At 40.0% G+C, this 19,593-nt stretch carries 19 protein-coding genes; 8 read left to right on the top strand and 11 right to left on the bottom strand.

Going from position 1 to position 19,593, the window contains the following annotated elements:
* Positions 1 to 116 precede the first annotated feature (116 nt).
* Together treB and treC are read left to right on the top strand one after the other, a co-directional pair.
* On the top strand, positions 117 to 1,541 hold the full coding sequence (gene treB / locus EDC51_RS05985) for a PTS trehalose transporter subunit IIBC (protein ID WP_015433232.1): 1,425 nt from the start codon (positions 117 to 119) through the stop codon (positions 1,539 to 1,541).
* Between the two features lie 76 nt (positions 1,542 to 1,617).
* The gene (gene treC / locus EDC51_RS05980) at positions 1,618 to 3,243 is read left to right on the top strand and encodes an alpha,alpha-phosphotrehalase (protein ID WP_131928446.1); all 1,626 of its coding nucleotides are present in this window, start codon (positions 1,618 to 1,620) and stop codon (positions 3,241 to 3,243) included.
* Between the two features lie 73 nt (positions 3,244 to 3,316).
* Here treC and EDC51_RS05975 read toward each other — a convergent pair whose 3' ends face one another.
* The 11 genes from EDC51_RS05975 to EDC51_RS05925 all read right to left on the bottom strand — a co-directional run bounded on the left by EDC51_RS05975 (position 3,317) and on the right by EDC51_RS05925 (position 12,044).
* Entirely contained in the window at positions 3,317 to 4,624 is a 1,308-nt protein-coding gene (locus EDC51_RS05975; protein ID WP_015433230.1) for a tetratricopeptide repeat protein, read from the bottom strand.
* 5 nt (positions 4,625 to 4,629) lie between these two features.
* Positions 4,630 to 6,093 (bottom strand): molybdate ABC transporter ATP-binding protein ModF, encoded by a 1,464-nt coding sequence (modF, locus tag EDC51_RS05970; protein WP_131928445.1) that lies wholly within the window; start codon positions 6,091 to 6,093, stop codon positions 4,630 to 4,632.
* Complete coding sequence (locus EDC51_RS05965) at positions 6,094 to 6,720, bottom strand: LysE family transporter (protein WP_131928444.1); 627 nt, start codon at positions 6,718 to 6,720, stop codon at positions 6,094 to 6,096.
* A gap of 21 nt (positions 6,721 to 6,741) precedes the next feature.
* Entirely contained in the window at positions 6,742 to 7,215 is a 474-nt protein-coding gene (locus tag EDC51_RS05960; RefSeq protein WP_025266803.1) for a phosphatidylglycerophosphatase A family protein, read from the bottom strand.
* Between the two features lie 2 nt (positions 7,216 to 7,217).
* Entirely contained in the window at positions 7,218 to 8,186 is a 969-nt protein-coding gene (thiL, locus tag EDC51_RS05955; protein ID WP_015433226.1) for a thiamine-phosphate kinase, read from the bottom strand.
* Positions 8,187 to 8,201: 15 nt separating this feature from the next.
* Entirely contained in the window at positions 8,202 to 8,627 is a 426-nt protein-coding gene (gene nusB, locus EDC51_RS05950; protein WP_015433225.1) for a transcription antitermination factor NusB, read from the bottom strand.
* 61 nt (positions 8,628 to 8,688) lie between these two features.
* Positions 8,689 to 9,948, bottom strand: coding sequence for a type IV pilus secretin PilQ (gene pilQ, locus EDC51_RS05945; protein WP_131928443.1), 1,260 nt, complete (start codon positions 9,946 to 9,948; stop codon positions 8,689 to 8,691).
* Positions 9,949 to 9,956: 8 nt separating this feature from the next.
* Positions 9,957 to 10,376: a hypothetical protein gene (locus tag EDC51_RS05940; RefSeq protein WP_131928442.1), complete on the bottom strand. Its 420-nt coding sequence runs from the start codon at positions 10,374 to 10,376 to the stop codon at positions 9,957 to 9,959.
* Positions 10,377 to 10,384: 8 nt separating this feature from the next.
* Entirely contained in the window at positions 10,385 to 10,900 is a 516-nt protein-coding gene (locus EDC51_RS05935) for a hypothetical protein (RefSeq protein ID WP_131928441.1), read from the bottom strand.
* Complete coding sequence (locus tag EDC51_RS05930; RefSeq protein ID WP_015433221.1) at positions 10,900 to 11,427, bottom strand: hypothetical protein; 528 nt, start codon at positions 11,425 to 11,427, stop codon at positions 10,900 to 10,902. The genes EDC51_RS05935 and EDC51_RS05930 overlap by 1 nt, the downstream gene beginning before the upstream one ends.
* Positions 11,409 to 12,044 carry a hypothetical protein gene (locus EDC51_RS05925; protein WP_131928440.1) on the bottom strand — a complete coding sequence of 212 codons (636 nt, stop codon included), beginning with the start codon at positions 12,042 to 12,044 and terminating at the stop codon, positions 11,409 to 11,411. The genes EDC51_RS05930 and EDC51_RS05925 overlap by 19 nt, the downstream gene beginning before the upstream one ends.
* A 165-nt stretch (positions 12,045 to 12,209) precedes the next feature.
* On the opposite strand from EDC51_RS05925, the gene EDC51_RS05920 reads away from it, so the two are divergent.
* From EDC51_RS05920 to EDC51_RS05895, 6 genes are all read left to right on the top strand, one after another.
* A complete protein-coding gene (locus EDC51_RS05920) occupies positions 12,210 to 14,822 on the top strand; it encodes a penicillin-binding protein 1A (protein WP_131928439.1) in 2,613 nt (870 codons plus the stop codon).
* Between the two features lie 208 nt (positions 14,823 to 15,030).
* On the top strand, positions 15,031 to 15,552 hold the full coding sequence (gene aroK, locus EDC51_RS05915) for a shikimate kinase AroK (RefSeq protein WP_025266809.1): 522 nt from the start codon (positions 15,031 to 15,033) through the stop codon (positions 15,550 to 15,552).
* Positions 15,553 to 15,573: 21 nt separating this feature from the next.
* Positions 15,574 to 16,662 (top strand): 3-dehydroquinate synthase, encoded by a 1,089-nt coding sequence (gene aroB, locus EDC51_RS05910; RefSeq protein WP_064318748.1) that lies wholly within the window; start codon positions 15,574 to 15,576, stop codon positions 16,660 to 16,662.
* 9 nt (positions 16,663 to 16,671) lie between these two features.
* Complete coding sequence (locus EDC51_RS05905; RefSeq protein WP_025289742.1) at positions 16,672 to 17,481, top strand: Dam family site-specific DNA-(adenine-N6)-methyltransferase; 810 nt, start codon at positions 16,672 to 16,674, stop codon at positions 17,479 to 17,481.
* Positions 17,481 to 18,563 (top strand): DNA polymerase IV, encoded by a 1,083-nt coding sequence (gene dinB / locus EDC51_RS05900; RefSeq protein ID WP_131928438.1) that lies wholly within the window; start codon positions 17,481 to 17,483, stop codon positions 18,561 to 18,563. The genes EDC51_RS05905 and dinB overlap by 1 nt, the downstream gene beginning before the upstream one ends.
* Positions 18,560 to 19,468: a LysO family transporter gene (locus tag EDC51_RS05895; RefSeq protein WP_131928437.1), complete on the top strand. Its 909-nt coding sequence runs from the start codon at positions 18,560 to 18,562 to the stop codon at positions 19,466 to 19,468. Before dinB ends, EDC51_RS05895 begins: the two co-directional genes overlap by 4 nt.
* The last annotated feature ends 125 nt before the right edge of the window (positions 19,469 to 19,593 follow it).

Raw genomic sequence — 19,593 nt, 5'->3', positions numbered from 1 at the left:
TTTTTTTAAGAGAATAAATATGTGAGCAAGATCACAAAATGGGAATGTTCCCATTGATGGTTTTTAATGCAAAATCTATAATTTTGTTGATTTTTTAACTTTGAGAGGGAAGAGCGATGGCAAAGGCAAAGTTAGATCCACAAAACGTGGATAAGTTGATTGAAATGGTCGGCGGCAAAGAAAATATCGCAACCGTCACGCATTGTATTACTCGCTTACGCTTTGTGTTAAATGATGAAAGTAAAATTGACAGCCATGGGATTGAAGCACTACCTATGGTGAAAGGAAATTTCTCGGTAGGCGGGCAGTATCAGGTAGTTATTGGGCAAGAAGTGGGCGATTACTACCAAGTTTTGCTTGAAAAAACGGGGTTAGCCAGTGTGGATAAAGAACAGGTGAAAGCCGTAGCACGAAAGAATCAGAAATGGTATGAAAGTGCTATTTCACATATGGCGGATATCTTTATTCCGCTATTGCCAGCATTAATTTCGGGCGGTTTGATTCTCGGTTTTCGCAATGTCATCGGCGATATCAAAATGTTTGAAGATGGCACAAAGGCATTGGTAGACATCAGCGCTTTTTGGGCAAGTATGCACGCATTTTTATGGTTAATTGGTGAGGCGATATTTTTCTTCCTCCCAGTTGGAATCTGCTGGTCTATTGCTCGAAAAATGGGGACATCGCCTATTTTAGGTATTGTGCTGGGCATCACTCTTGTTTCATCACAGTTAATGAATTCTTACGCATTGGGCTCACAAATTCCAGAAACATGGGATTTCGGCTGGTTTGCAATTGAGAAAGTAGGTTATCAGGCACAAGTTATTCCAGCTATCATGGCAGGCCTTACTCTCTCCTATATTGAGCGCTTTTTGACAAAAATCGTGCCAGATTTTTTAAATCTAATTATCGTCCCTGTTTGTTCCATCATTCTAGCTGTTTTCCTTGCTCACGCCATTATTGGGCCAATTGGGCGTGAAATTGGCAATGGGGTTGCCTTTGTGGTGAAAAGTGCAATGACCGGCGAGTTTGCCCCGATTGGCGCAGCATTATTTGGCTTTCTTTACGCACCATTAGTTGTAACCGGCGTACACCAAACCTCGCTTGCCATTGATATGCAAATGATTCAAAGCATTGGTGGCACTCCTGTGTGGCCATTGATCGCACTTTCTAATATTGCACAAGCCTCCGCGGTGGTTGCAATCTTGATTATGGCGAAAAAAGCAACGGTACGAGAAGTCGCAGTACCCGCTGCACTCTCTGCTTATCTTGGGGTTACCGAACCGGCAATGTACGGTATTAACCTTAAATACCGTTTCCCAATGCTATGTGCCATGATTGGTTCAGCTTGTGCTGCATTAGTTTGTGGTTTTGCTGGGGTTCTGGCAAGTAGTATCGGCGTAGGCGGATTACCTGGCATTCTCTCTATTCAACATCAATTCTGGGGAACTTTTGCGATTGCGATGCTAGTCGCAATTATCGTACCGATCGTGCTAACAATGGTTGTATATAAGCGCAAGGCGATAAAAGGTGAAATTGAATAGCATCTTATTTTATCGCTTCTCTTTTCGTTGAGATAAACAAGCGGTTACTTTTTCAATATTTTTTACAAGGACAAAAATGAATAATTCTCCATGGTGGAAAAATGGTGTGATTTACCAAATCTACCCCAAATCATTCCAAGATACTACGGGCTCTGGTACTGGCGATATTCAAGGTATTATTAAGCGCTTAGATTATTTGCAAACGCTAGGTGTTGAGGCTATTTGGATTACGCCAATGTATGTCTCCCCTCAAGTAGATAACGGCTACGATATTGCGGATTATCGTAATATTGACCCAAGCTACGGTACGATGGCTGATTTTGAACAACTGATCAGTGAAGCTCATCAACGCAATATCAAAATAGTGATGGACATGGTATTTAACCACAGTTCCACGTTGCATGAGTGGTTTAAGCAGGGCGAAGATCCACAAAGCGAATACCATGACTACTATATTTGGCGGGAGAATCCAACTAACTGGCAATCCAAGTTTGGAGGCTCTGCTTGGAAATGGTCGGATAAAGCACAAAAATATTATTTGCACCTTTTTGCACCAGAACAAGCAGACTTAAATTGGGAAAATCCTGCCTTACGTCAAGAGCTATTTGATATTTGCCGTTTTTGGGCAGAAAAAGGTGTTGATGGTTTACGCTTGGATGTGGTTAATCTGATTTCTAAACCTGAAACCTTTGAAGATGATTTGGAAGGAGATGGACGACGCTTTTATACGGACGGGCATAAAATCCATCAATATTTACAAGAACTCAATCAAAAAGCTTTATCCCCATACGGTTTAATGACGGTAGGCGAGATGTCTTCGACCCAGCTAGAACATTGCCAACAGTATGCAAATTTAGCGGGTAGTGAATTGTCGATGACTTTCAATTTTCACCACTTAAAAGTGGATTATCCTAATGGGGAAAAATGGACACTCGCAAAACCCGATTATGTTGAGCTGAAGCGCATTTTTAACTATTGGCAACAGGGAATGTACGGCAAAGCGTGGAATGCACTATTTTGGTGTAATCATGACCAGCCAAGGATTGTCAGCCGCTTTGGCTCAGAAGGCGAACTGCGCACAAAATCAGCAAAAATGCTGGCGATGCTACTACATGGTATGCAAGGTACACCTTATATTTATCAAGGTGAAGAGATAGGGATGACAAACCCGAATTTTAGTCATATTGCGCAGTATAGAGACGTTGAAAGCTTAAATGCGTTTAATATTTTGCAGAAAAAAGGTGTAAATACACCGCTTGCATTACAAATTCTTGCTCAGAAATCGCGCGATAATAGTCGTACTCCTGTGCAGTGGGATTATTCAAAGAATGCGGGGTTTAGTACCGGAACACCGTGGATTGCGGTGGCTGAAAATTACCGTGAAATCAATGTAGAAAAAGCATTGGCTGATAAAAATTCGGTATTCTATACCTATCAACACTTAATTCGTTTGCGTAAGGAATTAGCAATATTTACGGATGGAAATTATCGCGATCTTTTACCCGAACATCCGGCTGTTTGGGCATATCAGCGTAGTCACGCAGAACAAACGTTATGGGTTGTTGCAAACTTAAGTGCCACAACGCAATGTGTTGAACTAAATTTGGCTGGACAAGTGCTATTGAATAACGACTGTGAATTTTGCCTGCAAAATGGGCAAGTCACGTTGCAGCCTTATCAAGCGGTGTATCTGCTAAGCTAAATTAGCGTTTTATTATGGCTGAATGGTATTTATCCATATCAGCCTTTTTACATTGTGGGGCTTATGTAAGTCGTTATGCCATTTGCGTTGAACTGTTATGCTCCCCTAAAATACTGTAGCTAAAATGCCAATTTCCTTGAGCTATTTGTTGGCTGTAAAAATAGGGTAAATTGACATCTACCACGAATTCGCCTTCTCTTTCTTTGACTGGGGAAATATAAGAACAGATTTCCTGATTCTGCTGGTTTTTTAAGTACCAACGAACTTTATTAACATGACTTTTCTCTTTTAAGCTAAAACTCGCAGTGTTAATGCTAGAATCAATCATCCCAATATGAAAATATGGGAGCTTTTCAATATCGGACAGCGGATAATCTGGGAATACATGGCTATCAGGATCAAGCAGATAGTTATCATGAATTAATACGCTTTGTGCCACTGTGGGATATAGCGTACGTAAGAAATGTTGATCGATAGTTTTATTCAGAACTTTTAATTTGCGATAGAATTTTTCAGATAAATTTTCAATACTGCCGAAAATACCACTATAACCCCCCCACATTCCGGCAAGGATTAATTCGGAATGTTCTAATGCATCACGCATAATATGAAACCATTTGCCTGAGCTAAGCCATTGCTCGACTGCTGCTTTCTCTTTATAAGAAAGCATTGAATCTGCATCTCGAATAATAAAACACTGCACTGATGGATCATCAAAAATAAAGAAACGCCAAAATAGCCCAGAGATTTTTTTCTGCGCGGGGGTGACTTTGATAATTTCAGCCCCCGCTTTTTCTAAGCGTAGCACAACCTCAGCTGGTACACTTTCATCTAAATAAAAACGGCAAGTCCATTCTGGGTAGATTTTTTTGGCCAGTTCTACATTTAGCACGGACGTTTCGCAGTAGCGGGGGGAACTGCCAAACAAGGAAAAGCAGATGATATTTTTGCGTTTATCATGGCTTAACCCTGGTGCTTTTTCTGCGGGCAGCGGGAAAATCTCTGGCGGTTGTTGTACAAGCAGCTCTTTTTTACGTCTTAATGAAAGTTTGGCATAGTAGCGAGCTTCTTCAAAACGTTTCATACTAAAGCAGGTGCTTGTAAGAGAGTCATAAACTTCAGGATCAATGACTGTATTGTTATCTAATGCTTGCATCAAATAACGATATGCTTGTAATGGGTTATTCAGTTTCTTTTCACAGTAAGCGAGATCACTCAAGACAATTTGATGATTCGGTACGAGGTTTAGTGCTTGTGTTAAGAGAATGTGCTTTGCCGTCTCAAACTCATGTGAATCAAGTAACTTTCGCACTTGTTTAGCAATCTTTTCGAGCTGGGCATTCAAGCTAAGCACTTCTTCTTGCGTGTACTGTTTCGACATAATGATTATTCCGTTCTTGTTTGTGGGAGCATAGTTTGTTGATATTGATAGCCCTGCTCATTCGGTATAAATTCAAAAAGGTGAGTAATGCAATCAGGTGCATCTTGATCCTGGTGTGAGACAAACAGTAGTTGCGTCTGGCTATTTTGCACCAGTTGATCGATAAAATGTTTAACTAGCTTACGATTTAAGCCATCAAGCCCTTGTAGAGGTTCATCTAAAATCAAAATAGGTGGGTGTTTGACCATCGCTCGGGTGATGAGTAATAATCGCTGCTGTCCCCAAGAGAGTGGGCGAAATGGCTTGTGAGCTAGATGACTTAAATTAAGTCGAGCTAACCACTCATTGGCTTTGAGCTTTAGGGATTCAGGAATTTGTTGATAAATCCCGACAGAGTCAAAAAATCCTGAAATAATGACATCTCGAGCTGAGCTATTTACGCGGTAGTCCATATGCAGTTGGCTGCTTACATAACCGATATTTCTTTTTATTTCCCATATGGTTTCACCGCTACCACGCTGTTTGCCAAATAATACGACGTGATTTGCATAGGCTTGAGGATGATCGCCTGTAATTAGCGAAAGCAGCGTCGATTTGCCCGCCCCATTCGGACCTTTTATCCACCAATGCTGGTTAGGCTGTACTGTCCATGAAAGGTTATTCAGAATTTTTTGCTCACCATACTGCACGGTCACATTTTTTAGCTCAAATGGATTTTGATTTTCAGGTAAGTGAATAAGTGGAGCAGCGCTTTCTGGTAGTGGGATATTCATCGCATTTTCAGCATAAACTAACTGTTGATAGAGTGGATCGGTTTCAATATCTGCTTTTTCGCCTTGCATAATAAGCTTGAGATTATCAAGCAGAGCAAGGTGGCTTGCAAAAACAGGAATGTCATTCAATCGACTTAAAATCAACACCACGGCCATTTGTTGATTAAGTTCGGCAAGGAGTTCAAGCCATGCGGTGACGCTAGCTTTATCTAAACCTTCAAAGGCTTCGTCTAATATGAGTAAATCGGGTTGGCTGATAAGTAACTGGCAGAGCAGCACTTTACGGCTTTCGCCGGTAGAAAGCTGGATAAAAGGTCGATCCAGCAAGGTTGAAATGTGTAATTTTTCCGCATATTGTGCACAAAGTTGCTGATCTTCACTGCCGTTTAAGATCATTTCCCGAACGGTGATGCCAAAATCATCAGGGTTTACACAGTCGTTATTACGATCATGGAAGACTTTTTCAATAATTTTTTGCTGTTGCTCAAAACTTGAGATCGCAATTTTGCAAAAGTCTGTCGAAAATTGACCGCTTGTTAAGGGGATTTTGCCTGCGAGAGCTTGGGCAAAAGCACTTTTCCCCGAGCCATTGCCACCCACAATCACCCAAAAATCACGATTTGTAACGCCAAAATGCTCAATTCTGAGTACTTTTTTTGCCAGCTGAAACTCGGCATTTTGAATGGATAACGCCATTTAGAAAATTCCCATCATACCTTCGTAAATAAGTTTTAAGCCAAATAAGATGAATACCACGCCGGCAGCATTATCTAAATAGCGGTTGTTTTTGGCGTAGAAACGGCGGATTTTATTTTGTGAAAAGAGAATAGCCACTGTCCAAAACCAGATTAATGTGCTGCCCATTAAAATGGCTAGAACGGCGAGAATATCTTTGAATGCCGAGATATTTGCCACATAGCCTGCGAGTACGCTACTAAAAAAGACGACAACTTTAGGATTTGAAAGATTAATGGCTAACCCACCGAGAATTTCTTTCCATACCGGCGATTTTTCATTAGCCTGCGATTTGAGATTTTCATCAATTTCTACACTTTTGCGAACTTGTACCATCTTGATACCACAATAAGCAAGATAGCTGCCGCCTAATAGCATTAAATAGAATTGGAAATTGGGAATGGTGTGATTTAAAAATGTGAGCCCAAATAATACGATGACCGCCCAAAAGCCAACACCTAATGCAATGCCTAATGCACCTAACATTGCATTACGGCGGCTATCTGCCATTGCTTTACGACAAACATAGAAAAAGTCAGGACCGGGGCTGATTAAGCCGATGAGTTGCACAAAGAAGATAGTCCACATAGTGCTTTCCTAAAATAGTAGTTAAAAAATCCAATAAACCAAATAAATGGCTAATAGGGCATAAATTGCAGCAAGGGTATCATCTAGCATAATACCTAAGCCCCCCTGTAAATGAGCATCGATATTACGAATCGGGAAGGGCTTAATAATATCAAAGAGCCGAAAAGTAGCAAAGGTGAGCAGATAATAGAAAAGATCATGTTGTGGCAAACCTACAAAGATCAGAAAAATTGCCGCAATTTCGTCCCAGACAATACGACTATCATCGTGTACACCAAGCTCATGGCTCATTTTTTCACAAATATAGATGCCCGCGATAAAGGCAACAATGCTCAATAAAATAAAGAAAACCACGCTTTCGCTTATTTCCCATAAAAGAATAGAAAGCAGCAAGCCTGCAAGGCTCCCCCAAGTTCCAGGGGCTGGTTTGAGTAACCCAGAACCAAAGCCGAGAGCGAGAAAATGGAGTGGATTTTTTAAATTGATATTCATAATACTTATCCAAAGTGATCAAATCCTAAAGAGCTAGGTAAATGATAGGGTTTGTGGTGTTTAAGTAGCGAAATTTGTTCACGGGGTGCGGTAATCACGCCAATTTGCGTACAGGGGGTATGAAGTTGTTTTGCTAATAGTTTAACCTCTGCGATATTTTCTACAGGCACAGTAAAACAAAGTTCATAATCTTCCCCACCTGTTAGCGCAAATTGTTCTGCTTGTTCCAACTTATAGCTACGTGTTAGAGCGGAAGAGAGAGGTAAATTCTCTACATAAATCTCTGCTCCGCATTGGCTTGCTTTTAAGATATGACGGAGATCTGCGAGTAGCCCGTCAGAAATATCTAGAGCGCATTGTGAGTTAGTTAAGAGCGCTTGTCCGAGTGCAACACGTGGTGTTGGGCGTAAATGGCGGTGTAGGAGATATTGTTGATCAGTATTGTTGATACGTTGCTGCGCTAATAAGAGAGCCAAGCCGGCTGCGCTATCGCCTAGTGTGCCAGAGACAAAAATAGCATCACCTACTTTAGCTTTATGGCGAAATAGTCCTTTCCCTGTCGGCAAGAAACCTTGTGCAGTTAGGGTTAAGCTGAGAGGGCCTTTAGTTGTATCTCCCCCAATTAAAGCGGTCTGAAATTGCGATAATGTTGCAAAAAAGCTTTGGCTAAAACTTTCTAGCCAAACGGGATTAATAGTGGGTAAGGTTAAAGCTAGTGAGATCCACGCAGGTTTCGCCCCCTGTGCCGCCAAATCACTTAAATTGACGGCGAGGGATTTATAGGCAAGATCGCTGGGGTTGATTGTCTCAAGAAAATGCGTACCACAGACTAACGTATCAGTACTCATTGCCAATTGATGGCCTTTAGGCACGCAAGTTACTGCACAGTCATCGCCTACCGAATAAATGATATCTTCACGTAGGAGGTGTTTGTGTCGGCTAAAATAGTGTTCGATGAGATCAAATTCACCCATTGCAATTCGATAGGATTATTTGCGTTTTAATGCTGGAGCAAGCTGATCTAATACACCATTAATATATTTATGGCTATCGTCAGAGCCGAATACTTTTGCAACTTCGATTCCTTCATTGATAACCACTTTGTATGGGACATCAAGTTCAAATTGTAATTCATAAGCGGAGAGACGCAACACAGAGCGTTCAATTGGATCCAATTCTTCTTCTTTACGATCTAAAAATGGGCGGAGTGAGCCATCTACAGCTTCAATATGTTCAACAACACCGCGTAACAGCTTACGGAAATAAGGCATATCTACGCCTTGCATATCTTGATCGGTAACAAAAGCGAGTTCAACTTGCTCAATGCTGTTTTGTGAAATATGCCAAGAGTAGATTGCTTGAACTGCACACTCTCTTGCTCTGCGGCGAGGGGATACTTTTTGCTGAGTTGTCATAAAACCTTCAATTTATTACAGGAAAATGGTTGCAGATTCTAACACAACAGGGCTTAAACTCTCAATTCTCAATTCTCTCCGATTTCACAATATAAGGGGTGACAAAAATGACTAATTCACGTTTAGCGATTTTATCGCGACTTTGGCTAAATAGGTGCTTGATCACTGGAATTGAACCTAAGATCGGTACGCGATCTTCACCTTTTGCGATGAGATGCTGGAAAATTCCACCTAAAACAATGGTTTCTCCATGTTTTGCAAATACCTGAGTATTAATTTCTTGTTTATCAATTGTTACCATATCACTGCCTGTTGTCTGGCTATTGGGTGAATTTTGGCTCACGACTAAATCCAGCAGAATTTGGTTATTCTTAGAAAGATGAGGAGTCACTTCCAAGCCTAAAACCGCTTCCCGAAATTCGATATTTCTCAGTTCGTCTTTTTGACTATAGACTGCATAAGGGATCTCTGTGCCTTGTTTAATGTTGGCACTTTTTTTGTTCGTTGTAAGTAATCTTGGGCTGGCAATAATTTCAACGCTATTTTCTCGTTCAAGCGCGGTGAGCTCTAAATCTAAAACACGGCTATTGATACTTGCAACTTGAAGCACCATCGAAGCGGCATTATTAACAGGAAAATTGACATTTAAGTTATTCATTGGCAAACCACTACCTTCAAGATTTCCTGAGAATCTATGATGATGAGTATTAGGCGAAAACATTCCCCAACGAACGCCCAGTTCTTGTAAATTTTCACTATTGATGGTAACGATACGAGCTTCAATTGCAATTTGTTCTGTTGGTTGGTCAAGTTGTGCAATTAAAGCACGAAGATTTTTAATTGATGTGGCGGTGTCTTTGATAATCACACTGTTACTGCGTTCATCAAAGTGAATATAGCCATTTTCAGCAAGCATTGTGCCACTACCTTGTGTGAGCGAATGAATGACTTCTGAAGCTTTAGCATAATGCAATTTAATCGTTTTAGTGATGAGTTTGGGCATTTTAGGAGTGATGCTAGCAATAGGATTTGCTTTCGCAGGTTCTAATGGTTTTTCACTAATATAATAAATGCCCTTTTCCTGTTTTAGTGAAAATTGATGTAATTTGGCTAAACTTTGCAGAATTTGCTCGAATGTGAAATTTTCTAATCTAAGTGATTTTATGTCACTTAAATTATCCGATAGCACTACATTTTTGCCACTTTCTTCCGCTAGATAACTAATGATTTCTGCGGTAGGCGCATTTTTTAAATTTAAACTGATTGTTTGTGCCATAGTAAAGGAAATCATGGTGCTAAATAACAAAAGAATATAACGCATAGCGCCTCCTAAAATCGGAATGATTGAATAGTTGGATTTTCACAATGTTCCACTTTCTGCCAATAGATATAGCGAACCTGCTTCAAATTGATTTCTACTATTTCAATTTGTTCAGGCTCAACTAAATCACCAATTTTTAGATCGATAATTTGTCGTTGATTATCATGAAAGAGCGCACGAAACTCATGCTTAATTTGGGCGATACCAATAAGTTTTAGTTCGTCAAAAGGTAAATTTAGATTTACGCGATTTAACGTATTTTGAGGCGTACAAGCGGGTTGATTACTAAAATTTTTTGCAAAATTAGGTAAATTTGCAGAATATTGCTCAATTTCGTCCGCTTGCTCAGTTTCTAACTCATCAATATAAAAAGGATCCGCGACACTGTAGAATGAAATAAAAATGAAAAAGAGCGTTTGGTATTTCATATTTTTTCCTATTTCACGGTAATTTCAGCGCTAAGCTGAACCTGTTTTTTTTGATTTAATTTCAGCAGTGATAGCTGCTTAAAATGTAGCTGCTTAATCACGGTCATTTGCTCAATAAATGGAAAAATTGTTTGACTCTTCTGTTGCAAAACCAATTCAATCTGTTTGCCATGGCTAAAGCGCCATTGTAGGGTTTCTATTGTTGCTTGCTGTTGGCTGGCAAGGTTTTTTATTTGCTGGTTTATTGCTGCGATTTGGTTGTCTTTTTGATTATCTTGCTGATGAATTTGCTGTAAACCCTCTAATAATTTTGTTTGTTGAGCAAGATATTGCTGTTTTTCATTTTGCAAGGTTTGCCAATGTTGCTGTTGGTAAAAAGCTTGGCTTGTTATAAAAAGTGGGTAAGCTAATAAAATCGCTAAGCCAATTAGGCTAAGATATAGCCAATAGCAACGCGAGTTTTCTAATAGGCGATAGCCCCAATGTTCTGGTTCAAGGTAGATGGCTAACAGTGATTGCCACATTATTGTGTCTCCTGTTTTGGTTTAAGCCATAAACTTAAATTAAACGCTAACCCATGCGTTTCATTATTTTGTAAATGCTCAATTTGATAGTGATATTGTTCTTGCTTTAAATATTGCTCAAGTTGAGAGAAAACGGTAGAAGAAACCTTCCCTATCAGTACAATTTTAGCGGGTGATTCGGCTTCAATTTGTGCAAATTCTAGTCCGCCTTTTAAGGGTAATTGGCGCAAAATTTGCAAAAAATGGTGAATTTCAACCGCTTGTAAATGTGTTTTGTCATTCGTATTGTTATTATTCTTCAGCTGAGAAATAGCCTGCTCAGTTTGCTTGATATTCTGTTCTAATTGCCTTACTTGCTGTTGTAAGTTACGGTTTTTTATTTGAAGATTGCCAGCCCTTTGCCACATTCCCAATGCGATAATACTGCCTAAAGTTAAGCTAATAATTAGCGTTGCAAGGCTAGATAAACTTTGTGTAAGCCAAAGAGTGGCATATTGGTTATTTAGATTTATTCCTCGCCATTCCATAAACTTGCTCCAAGGGCTTTTAAATAAAGCATTTGTTCATCTTTACGATAGGAGTTATTCACAAAAGTGAGTAATTGGCTTTGTTCAGGAAGTGTTGTGTAAAATTGCACGCCACTGTTTTGCAAAGTAAAAAATTGTTGCTCAAAGGGGAAATAAAATTGCTCAATTTGTGCAGAATCCTGTTGGTTTAAATAGAGCAACGCACGAGCAATACAGTGCAGTTCGCAATCAAAAATCACATCTTTAGATAAAATGAGTGGAAGTTGGGTATGATAATTTTTCCGCAATGCAAATAGCGCTATTCGCAAACTTTGCGCTATAGGTTGGATATAATAATCGAAACAAATTTCTTCTAAAGATAAAGGTAGCTCTTGTTTTAATAAACGTACAATTTTTGCATGTAAATTTTGTTTATTAAGGTGGGGAAGAAAAAAGATTTTCCGCCAAATATGTTGGTGAGGAAGCGCATAGATTACGCGGCATTTTATAGGTAAAAATTCCGCGAGCTGATGTTGTGTTTCAAACCATTGTGTGAGAGAAGGTGTTACACAGCAAGAGCAGTTCTCATTTAAGGCAATGCCATATTGGGTTGTTTGCATAGATGAGCTGAAACACATTACTTTACTCCTCGTAGAAAAACAGGGACAGGGTGGTACTTTTCGCTTATAATTGACTAATTTTGTATTTCAATGGTGGGCTTGTTCCTATCCATATTTTTAATTTATTTGTGGCATATTGACCGCAAATTTTTATTTCGTCATTCAGCAAAAGAGAATTTTTCGATGAAGATCGTAAAAATAATATTAAGTGCTTTACTTACACTTATTATTGTGGCAGGGATTGCTTTGGGGCTGTTGTATGTACAGGCAAGAGACAATTTGCCGAACGTGCGTGAGCTAAAAACAGTAGAATTAAGCCAGCCAATGCAGATTTTTACTGCAGATGGTAAGCTTATTGGCGAGGTGGGAGAACAGCGTCGTATTCCTGTGAAGCTGGCGGAAGTCCCCCCTCTCTTAATTGATGCATTTATTGCGACTGAAGATAGCCGTTTTTATGAGCATAAAGGGATCGACCCGAAAGGGATTTTACGCGCGATTGTACGTTCGGCACAGGGTGACACACAAGGCGCGAGTACCATCACTCAACAGCTAGCACGTAATTTTTACCTTTCGCCAGAACGCACTCTTCAACGTAAATTTAATGAAGTTGTATTGGCGTTAGAAATTGAAAATCAGCTTTCTAAAGATGAAATTCTAGAGCTCTATTTAAATAAAATTTTCTTGGGTTATCGGTCTTATGGCATTGCAGGGGCTGCAAAAACCTATTTTGGTAAAAATTTGGATGAGCTCACACTTTCTGAAATGGCGATTATTGCTGGTTTGCCGAAAGCACCTTCTACTATGAATCCACTCCATTCTATTAAGCGAGCGGAAGCTCGCCGTAATGTGGTACTTGGACGTATGTTGGAAATGGGGAAAATCAGCAAAGCACAGTATGAACAAGCTAAAGCAGAGCCTGTTGTTGCTCGTGCGCAGGGTGCTATTTTAGAATTTCGCGCTGATTATGTAAGTGAAATGATTCGCCAAGAGATGGTAAAACGTTATGGGGCAGATGATGCTTATACCAAAGGGTTTAAAGTCTATGCAACGGTGCTCTCTGCAGACCAAAAAGAAGCCGAAAAAGCTTTGCGAGATAATTTAATCAATTACGATCGCAAACATGGGTGGCGAGGTGCAGAAGTATTGTGGCAGCCAAAAGAAAAAGCTTGGTCGGAAGAGGAAATTATTACACATTTAGCTGGTTTACCTCACTCAGAGCCTTTTGTACCTGCCGCAGTGTTGAGTATTGCCAAAAACAGTGCCAAGGTGTTGTTGGCAGATGGCGAACAAGCAGAGTTAAAATTTGCAGGGATGAAATGGGCTCGGAAATTTATTAATGATTCTGCTCAGGGTAAAGCGCCAACAGCTGTGAAAGACGTGATCAACGTAGGGCAGCAAATTTGGGTAAGAAAAAATGCGCGAGGAGAATATGAGCTGGGGCAAATTCCTGAAGTAAACTCTGCTTTGGTGTCATTAGATAGCAATAATGGGGCGATAGAAGCAATTGTTGGTGGTTTTAGCTTTGAACAAAGTAAATTCAATCGTGCCACCCAATCCCTTGTACAAGTGGGCTCAACAATTAAACCGTTTATTTATGCAGCTGCCTTGAATAAGGGGGCAAGCTTAGCTACAACAATAAGTGACCAGCCAATCACTATTACGAAAAAAGGGCAGAAGCCATGGTCACCGAAGAACTCTCCAAATACCTATTCACCAACGCCGTTACGCTTAAAAGTGGGATTGGGACAATCAAAGAATATGGTGATGGTGCGTACCATGCAGATGGCGGGTATAGATTATGTTGCTGAATATTTAGAACGCTTTGGTTTTAAACGTTCGCAATATTTAGCGACAGAAGCATTAGCACTAGGTGCAGCCTCTTTTACGCCGCTTGAAATGGCAAGAGCTTATGCGGTTTTCGATAATGGAGGCTATTTAATTGAGCCTTATATTATTGAACGTATTTTAGATAGCCAAGGGAATGAGTTATTTAAAGCCAATCCTGCACGTGCTTGTTTAGAATGTGATGAACGTCCAGTTATCTATCCTGAACCAGTCTATTTTGATTTTGTGCAAGCACAAGATTATCGTGATTCGTTGGATAGCAAATTTGCGCAACTAGCATCAGAAAACAGCAAAGAGGAGAGTGATGAAAGCAATCCTGAATTAGATATTGCCACTAAAATTATAGAAGATGCCCCGAGTTTAATTAGTCGTTCTGATAAAGAGGTACGTTATGCGCCACGAGTGATCAGTGGTGAAATTGCTTTTCTAATGCGAAATGCGTTAAAAACGGCAATCTTTGGTGAACAAGGACAAGGCTGGCGAGGGACGAGTTGGCGCTTAGCAAATGAATTTAAACGTCAAGATATTGGGGGTAAAACAGGGACGACCAATAATTCAAAAGTAACTTGGTATGCTGGGTTTGGGGCGAATATAGTCACAACGGTTTATGTTGGCTTCGATGATAATAAACGTACTCTCGGTCGTGGTGAAGCTGGTGCTGAAACCGCAATGCCAGCATGGACAAAGTATATGAAAGTTGCTTTATCTGATAAACAAGTACGTAAGGATACGCCTCCAAGTAATATTATTGAAGTCAAAATTGATGCGGTAAGTGGTGGTTTAGGCAATGCATTAAATGAATATTTCATTAAAGGAACTGAGCCAACTAAAGCATTGAACGTTGAAAGTGAAGTAAATGCGGCTGAGAAAAAAGCGCATCCTGCATTGCAGCAGCGTTTGGGATTACCACCAGCGGGTGTGTTACAAATTAAAGGGCAAGAATTGTTCTAAATTATTCATGTTTTGAGGTTGAAAAACAGGGCTGTTTATTGCGATAATACAGCCCATTTTTATTTAGGCGATTTGCGGGTGAGCAACAAAGGTTTTACAACTTTTTGCATTTTTTCTTAAAAACAGACCGCTTGTAAGCATCAAGCGGTCTGTTTTTTCCATTTTTTCGCAAATCAGTGTATTCATTTTATTTTGCAAGAATAACAACATGGCAGAAAAACGTAACATTTTTCTAATCGGCCCGATGGGTGCCGGTAAAAGCACTATTGGGCGTCAATTGGCTCAAATGTTGAATATGGATTTTTTAGATTCTGACAGCGTGATTGAAGAAAGAGCTGGAGCTGATATTGATTGGATTTTCGATATTGAAGGGGAAGAAGGATTCCGTAAACGTGAAGAGCGTGTTTTAAATGAACTGACACAGTCTCAAGGTTTAGTTCTTTCCACTGGGGGTGGTTCGATTATTTCTAAAGATAACCGTAATGTGTTATCTGCACGCGGTATTGTGGTTTATCTGGAAACAACGGTTGATAAGCAATTTGAACGTACCCAGCGTGATAAAAAACGTCCACTATTGCAAACAGAAGATCCGTATCAAACTTTAGTTGAGTTAGCTAAGGTGCGTAACCCGCTTTATGAAGAAATTGCCGATATTACGATTAAAACCGATGAGCAGAGCGCTAAAGTCGTTGCTAATCAGATTATCGACATGATGGACAATTTACAATAATCAAAACACAAGGAATAGCCTATGCTGCAAGTCAATGTGGAATTAAAAGAGCGAGCATATCCAATCTCTATCGGTAGTGGTTTATTAAAAGATCCTAATAGTTATCGTCCATTAAAAGCGGGCGATAAAGTGATGATTGTGACTAACCCAACTATCGCTCCACATTATCTTGCAACAGTTGAACAAGCTTTAGCTAAATTAGGCTGTAGCGTAGATAGTGTACAAATCCCAGATGGTGAAAAATATAAAACACTGGAATCGCTCAACTTAATTTTTACTGCGTTACTTGAAAAAAATCATAATCGTGATAGCACTGTGATTGCTTTAGGTGGTGGTGTGATTGGTGATGTTGCTGGTTATGCCGCCGCCAGTTATCAGCGTGGTGTGCGCTTTATGCAAATTCCAACGACACTGCTTGCGCAAGTTGATTCTTCCGTGGGGGGAAAAACGGGCGTGAACCATGCTTTAGGCAAAAATATGATTGGGGCTTTTAAACAGCCTGTATCGGTCATTATTGATACTGATACTTTGCATACATTGGCAAAGCGTGAAGTCAGTGCAGGCTTAGCGGAGGTGATCAAATATGGTGCAATTTTTGATATTGATTTCTTCCAATGGCTAGAGCGTAATATTGAGTGTTTAGTCGCTTTAGAGCAAGAGGCATTAGAATATTGTATTCAACGCTGTTGTCAACTCAAGGCGGATGTTGTTGCTCGAGATGAAACCGAGAAAGGTGATCGCGCATTACTAAATTTAGGGCATACTTTTGGGCATGCAATTGAAGCTCATCTAGGTTATGGTAATTGGTTACACGGCGAAGCGGTTGCTGTTGGTATGTTAGAGGCGGCAGCTCTTTCTGAGATTTTAGGTGATTTAACAGCTGAAGATGTTGCGCGTTTAGAGCGATTGATTGCTCGGGCCGTATTACCTACAATTTCGCCAGACGGTATGCAAGCCCAAGAATATTTGCCATACATGTGGCGTGATAAAAAAGTGTTAGCTGGTCAATTGCGCCTTATTTTGTTAAAAAAATTAGGGCAAGCCTATGTCACCTCGGCCGCGACAGAAACACAAGTACTTGATGCAATTGAGCGTTTTACTCAAGCATAATTCTCCCTTATGAAACAGCGAGCCTTTTTGAAATGGGCAGGCGGAAAATTCCGCTTAACCGATGAAATTTCCCGCTATTTGCCGAAAAAGGCTTGCTTAGTTGAGCCTTTTGTGGGTGCTGGTTCGGTGTTTCTTAATACTGATTTCGAGCGCTATATTTTGGCAGATGTCAATCCTGACTTAATTAACTTATTTAATACGGTTAAGCAGGATGTGGATGCTTATATTCAACATTCGTTAGCACTTTTTTTAGCACCTAACGCGAATACTCGGGAATTTTATAATGCTCAGCGTGAGCGATTTAACCATTCCTCAGATCCTTTCACCCGATCGGTTATTTTTCTCTATTTGAATCGTTTTGGCTTTAATGGGTTATGCCGTTATAACAAAAAACAGCAATATAATGTGCCATTCGGGCGTTATAAAAAACACTATTTCCCAGAAAAAGAGCTACGTTTTTTTGCAGAAAAAGCACAAAAAGCGACATTTATTTGTGCTGATTTTCAGCAAACATTTGATCTCTTGCTGGAGAATAGCGATGACTATGTCGTTTACTGTGATCCGCCTTATGCTCCCATTCAGCAAGAGACAAATTTTACTCATTATGCAGGAGGCGGGTTTAGTTTAGAGCAACAGCAGGCGTTAGCAGAACGAGCTAAACAAGCAAATATACCGGTGTTGATCTCCAATCATGACACGCCATTTACCCGCCAAATTTATGCTGGAGCCAAATTGCATAGTTTGAAAGTGCAACGCAGTATTGGGAAATCAGCCGAGACCCGAGTGAAGATTGATGAATTGCTTGCATTATTTAAATAATGGACTTTTCTCGTAAAATTATTCACATTGATATGGATTGCTTTTACGCTGCCGTAGAAATGCGTGAAAATCCAAGCCTACAGGGCAAGCCTGTTGCTGTTGGCGGCAGCCCACAGCAACGAGGTGTGCTCGCCACTTGCAATTATGAGGCAAGAAAATTTGGTTTGCACAGTGCGATGGCGTCAGCACAAGCGGTTAAGCTTTGTCCTAATCTTATCTTGATTCCTCCTAACTTTCCATTGTATAAATCGGTCTCTGCTCAAATTCATCAGATATTTAAACGCTATACCGATATTATTGAACCTCTTTCACTTGACGAAGCTTATCTCGATGTGACGGATTGCCCGCAGTGTTTTGGTTCGGCAACTTGGATTGCTCAAGAAATTCGTCAAGCAATTTGGCAAGAGTTAAAACTCACTGCATCAGCTGGCGTGGCTCCGCTAAAATTTTTGGCAAAGTTGGCTTCTGAACAGAATAAACCTAATGGGCAGTTTGTGATCCGCCCTGAAGATGTGCAAAATTTTATTAAAAATCTACCGCTTGGTAAGATCCATGGCGTTGGTAAAGTGACGGAGCAGAAACTTGCAAAGCTAGGGTTAAAGACTTGCTTTGATGTACAGCAGACAGAACAAAGTATGATTTATCAACACTGTGGTAAGTTTGGTAAACGGCTTTGGGAATTTTGCCATGGTATTGATACTCGCCAGATTGAAAGTAATCGCCCACGTAAATCAATTGCGGTTGAAAATACATTATTAGAAGACATTGATGAACTTGCCCAAGCGGAAAGATTCGTAAAAACGCTTTATCAGAAATTAGTTTTTCGTATTCAGCGCAATACAGATTTACCTTTAAATGAATTTAAGAAAATTGGGGTGAAATTAAAATTTGAGGATTTTACACAAACAACATTAGAGCGAACGGATAACTCTTTTAGTGAAATCAGCTTTTTAGATCTATTACAACAAATTTGGTCTCGTAGGGAAGGGCGGAAAATTCGCTTAATTGGAATTAACGCTCATTTCCCTGAAGCTAAGCATTCAACACAACAACTTTCATTATGGGAAGATAGCCAAAGATGATTTATGGATTGATGGTGGCATTTGTGCCGCTTTTTTTAGGGTATTTATTTCAAATAAGCCACCCAATAATTACACAGCTTGTGAATAAAACCGTGACGGTTTGCCTATACTTAATTTTATTCATTATGGGGATTTCGCTTGGGCAGTTAGATGATCTTACGACCAAATTACCACAAATTGCACTAACTGCATTTGGGCTAAGTGCAATTTTACACCTTGGCAATATCATTGCTTTAGGATTATTTGATAAGCTCTATCCGATGCAACGTGAAGTACAAACAATGGAAACGCTACCATCTCGTTGGAAAGCCTTATCAGAAAGCCTTGTATTATGTGGCACAGTTATTATGGGAGCTGTATTTGGTTACGTTTCTAAAGGATTGTTGAATTTCCCATTAACATCAAGCACTTATGTCTTGGTTGTGATGATTTTTTGCGTTGGTATTCAGCTACGTAACAGTGGCATTCCTGTACGGGAAGTTTTTTTAAACAAGCGGGGGATTTATACATCACTCATTTTTATCGTAAGCGGTTTACTTAGTGGTGTGGTGGCAGCCTTTATTTTGGACTTAACTTTGCCACAAGCACTGACTTTTGCTTCAGGGTTTGGTTGGTATTCATTATCGAGCGTATTGGTAAATGACGCTTGGGGGGCAATGTATGGCAGCATTGCTTTTTTCAACGATCTCTCACGTGAAATTCTCTGCTTGTTTACAATTCCATTTTTTATGCGCCATTTGCCTTCAACAGCCGTAGGGTTAGGAGGGGCAACAGCGCTAGATTGTACCTTGCCAATTATCCAGAAGTCAGGAGGTATTCAAATGGTACCCCTAGCAATTAGCTTTGGTTTTATTATTAATCTTGCAGTGCCATTCTTATTAGCATTTTTTATTGGATTAGCATAGTGAAGTCTTTACATTTGGGTTAATTCCCAGCAAGCGGCACAAATTTTGTAAAGTTTTGCAAATTGTGCCGTTTTTATCGTTATCTTTATTTGAGAGTGATTATAATCTTTGCCCGATTCATTCCC

Source organism: Bibersteinia trehalosi (assembly GCF_004346205.1).
GTDB lineage: Bacteria > Pseudomonadota > Gammaproteobacteria > Enterobacterales > Pasteurellaceae > Bibersteinia > Bibersteinia trehalosi.
Note: the sequence above shows the minus strand (reverse complement) of the source record. Positions and strands in the feature narration are given on the sequence as shown.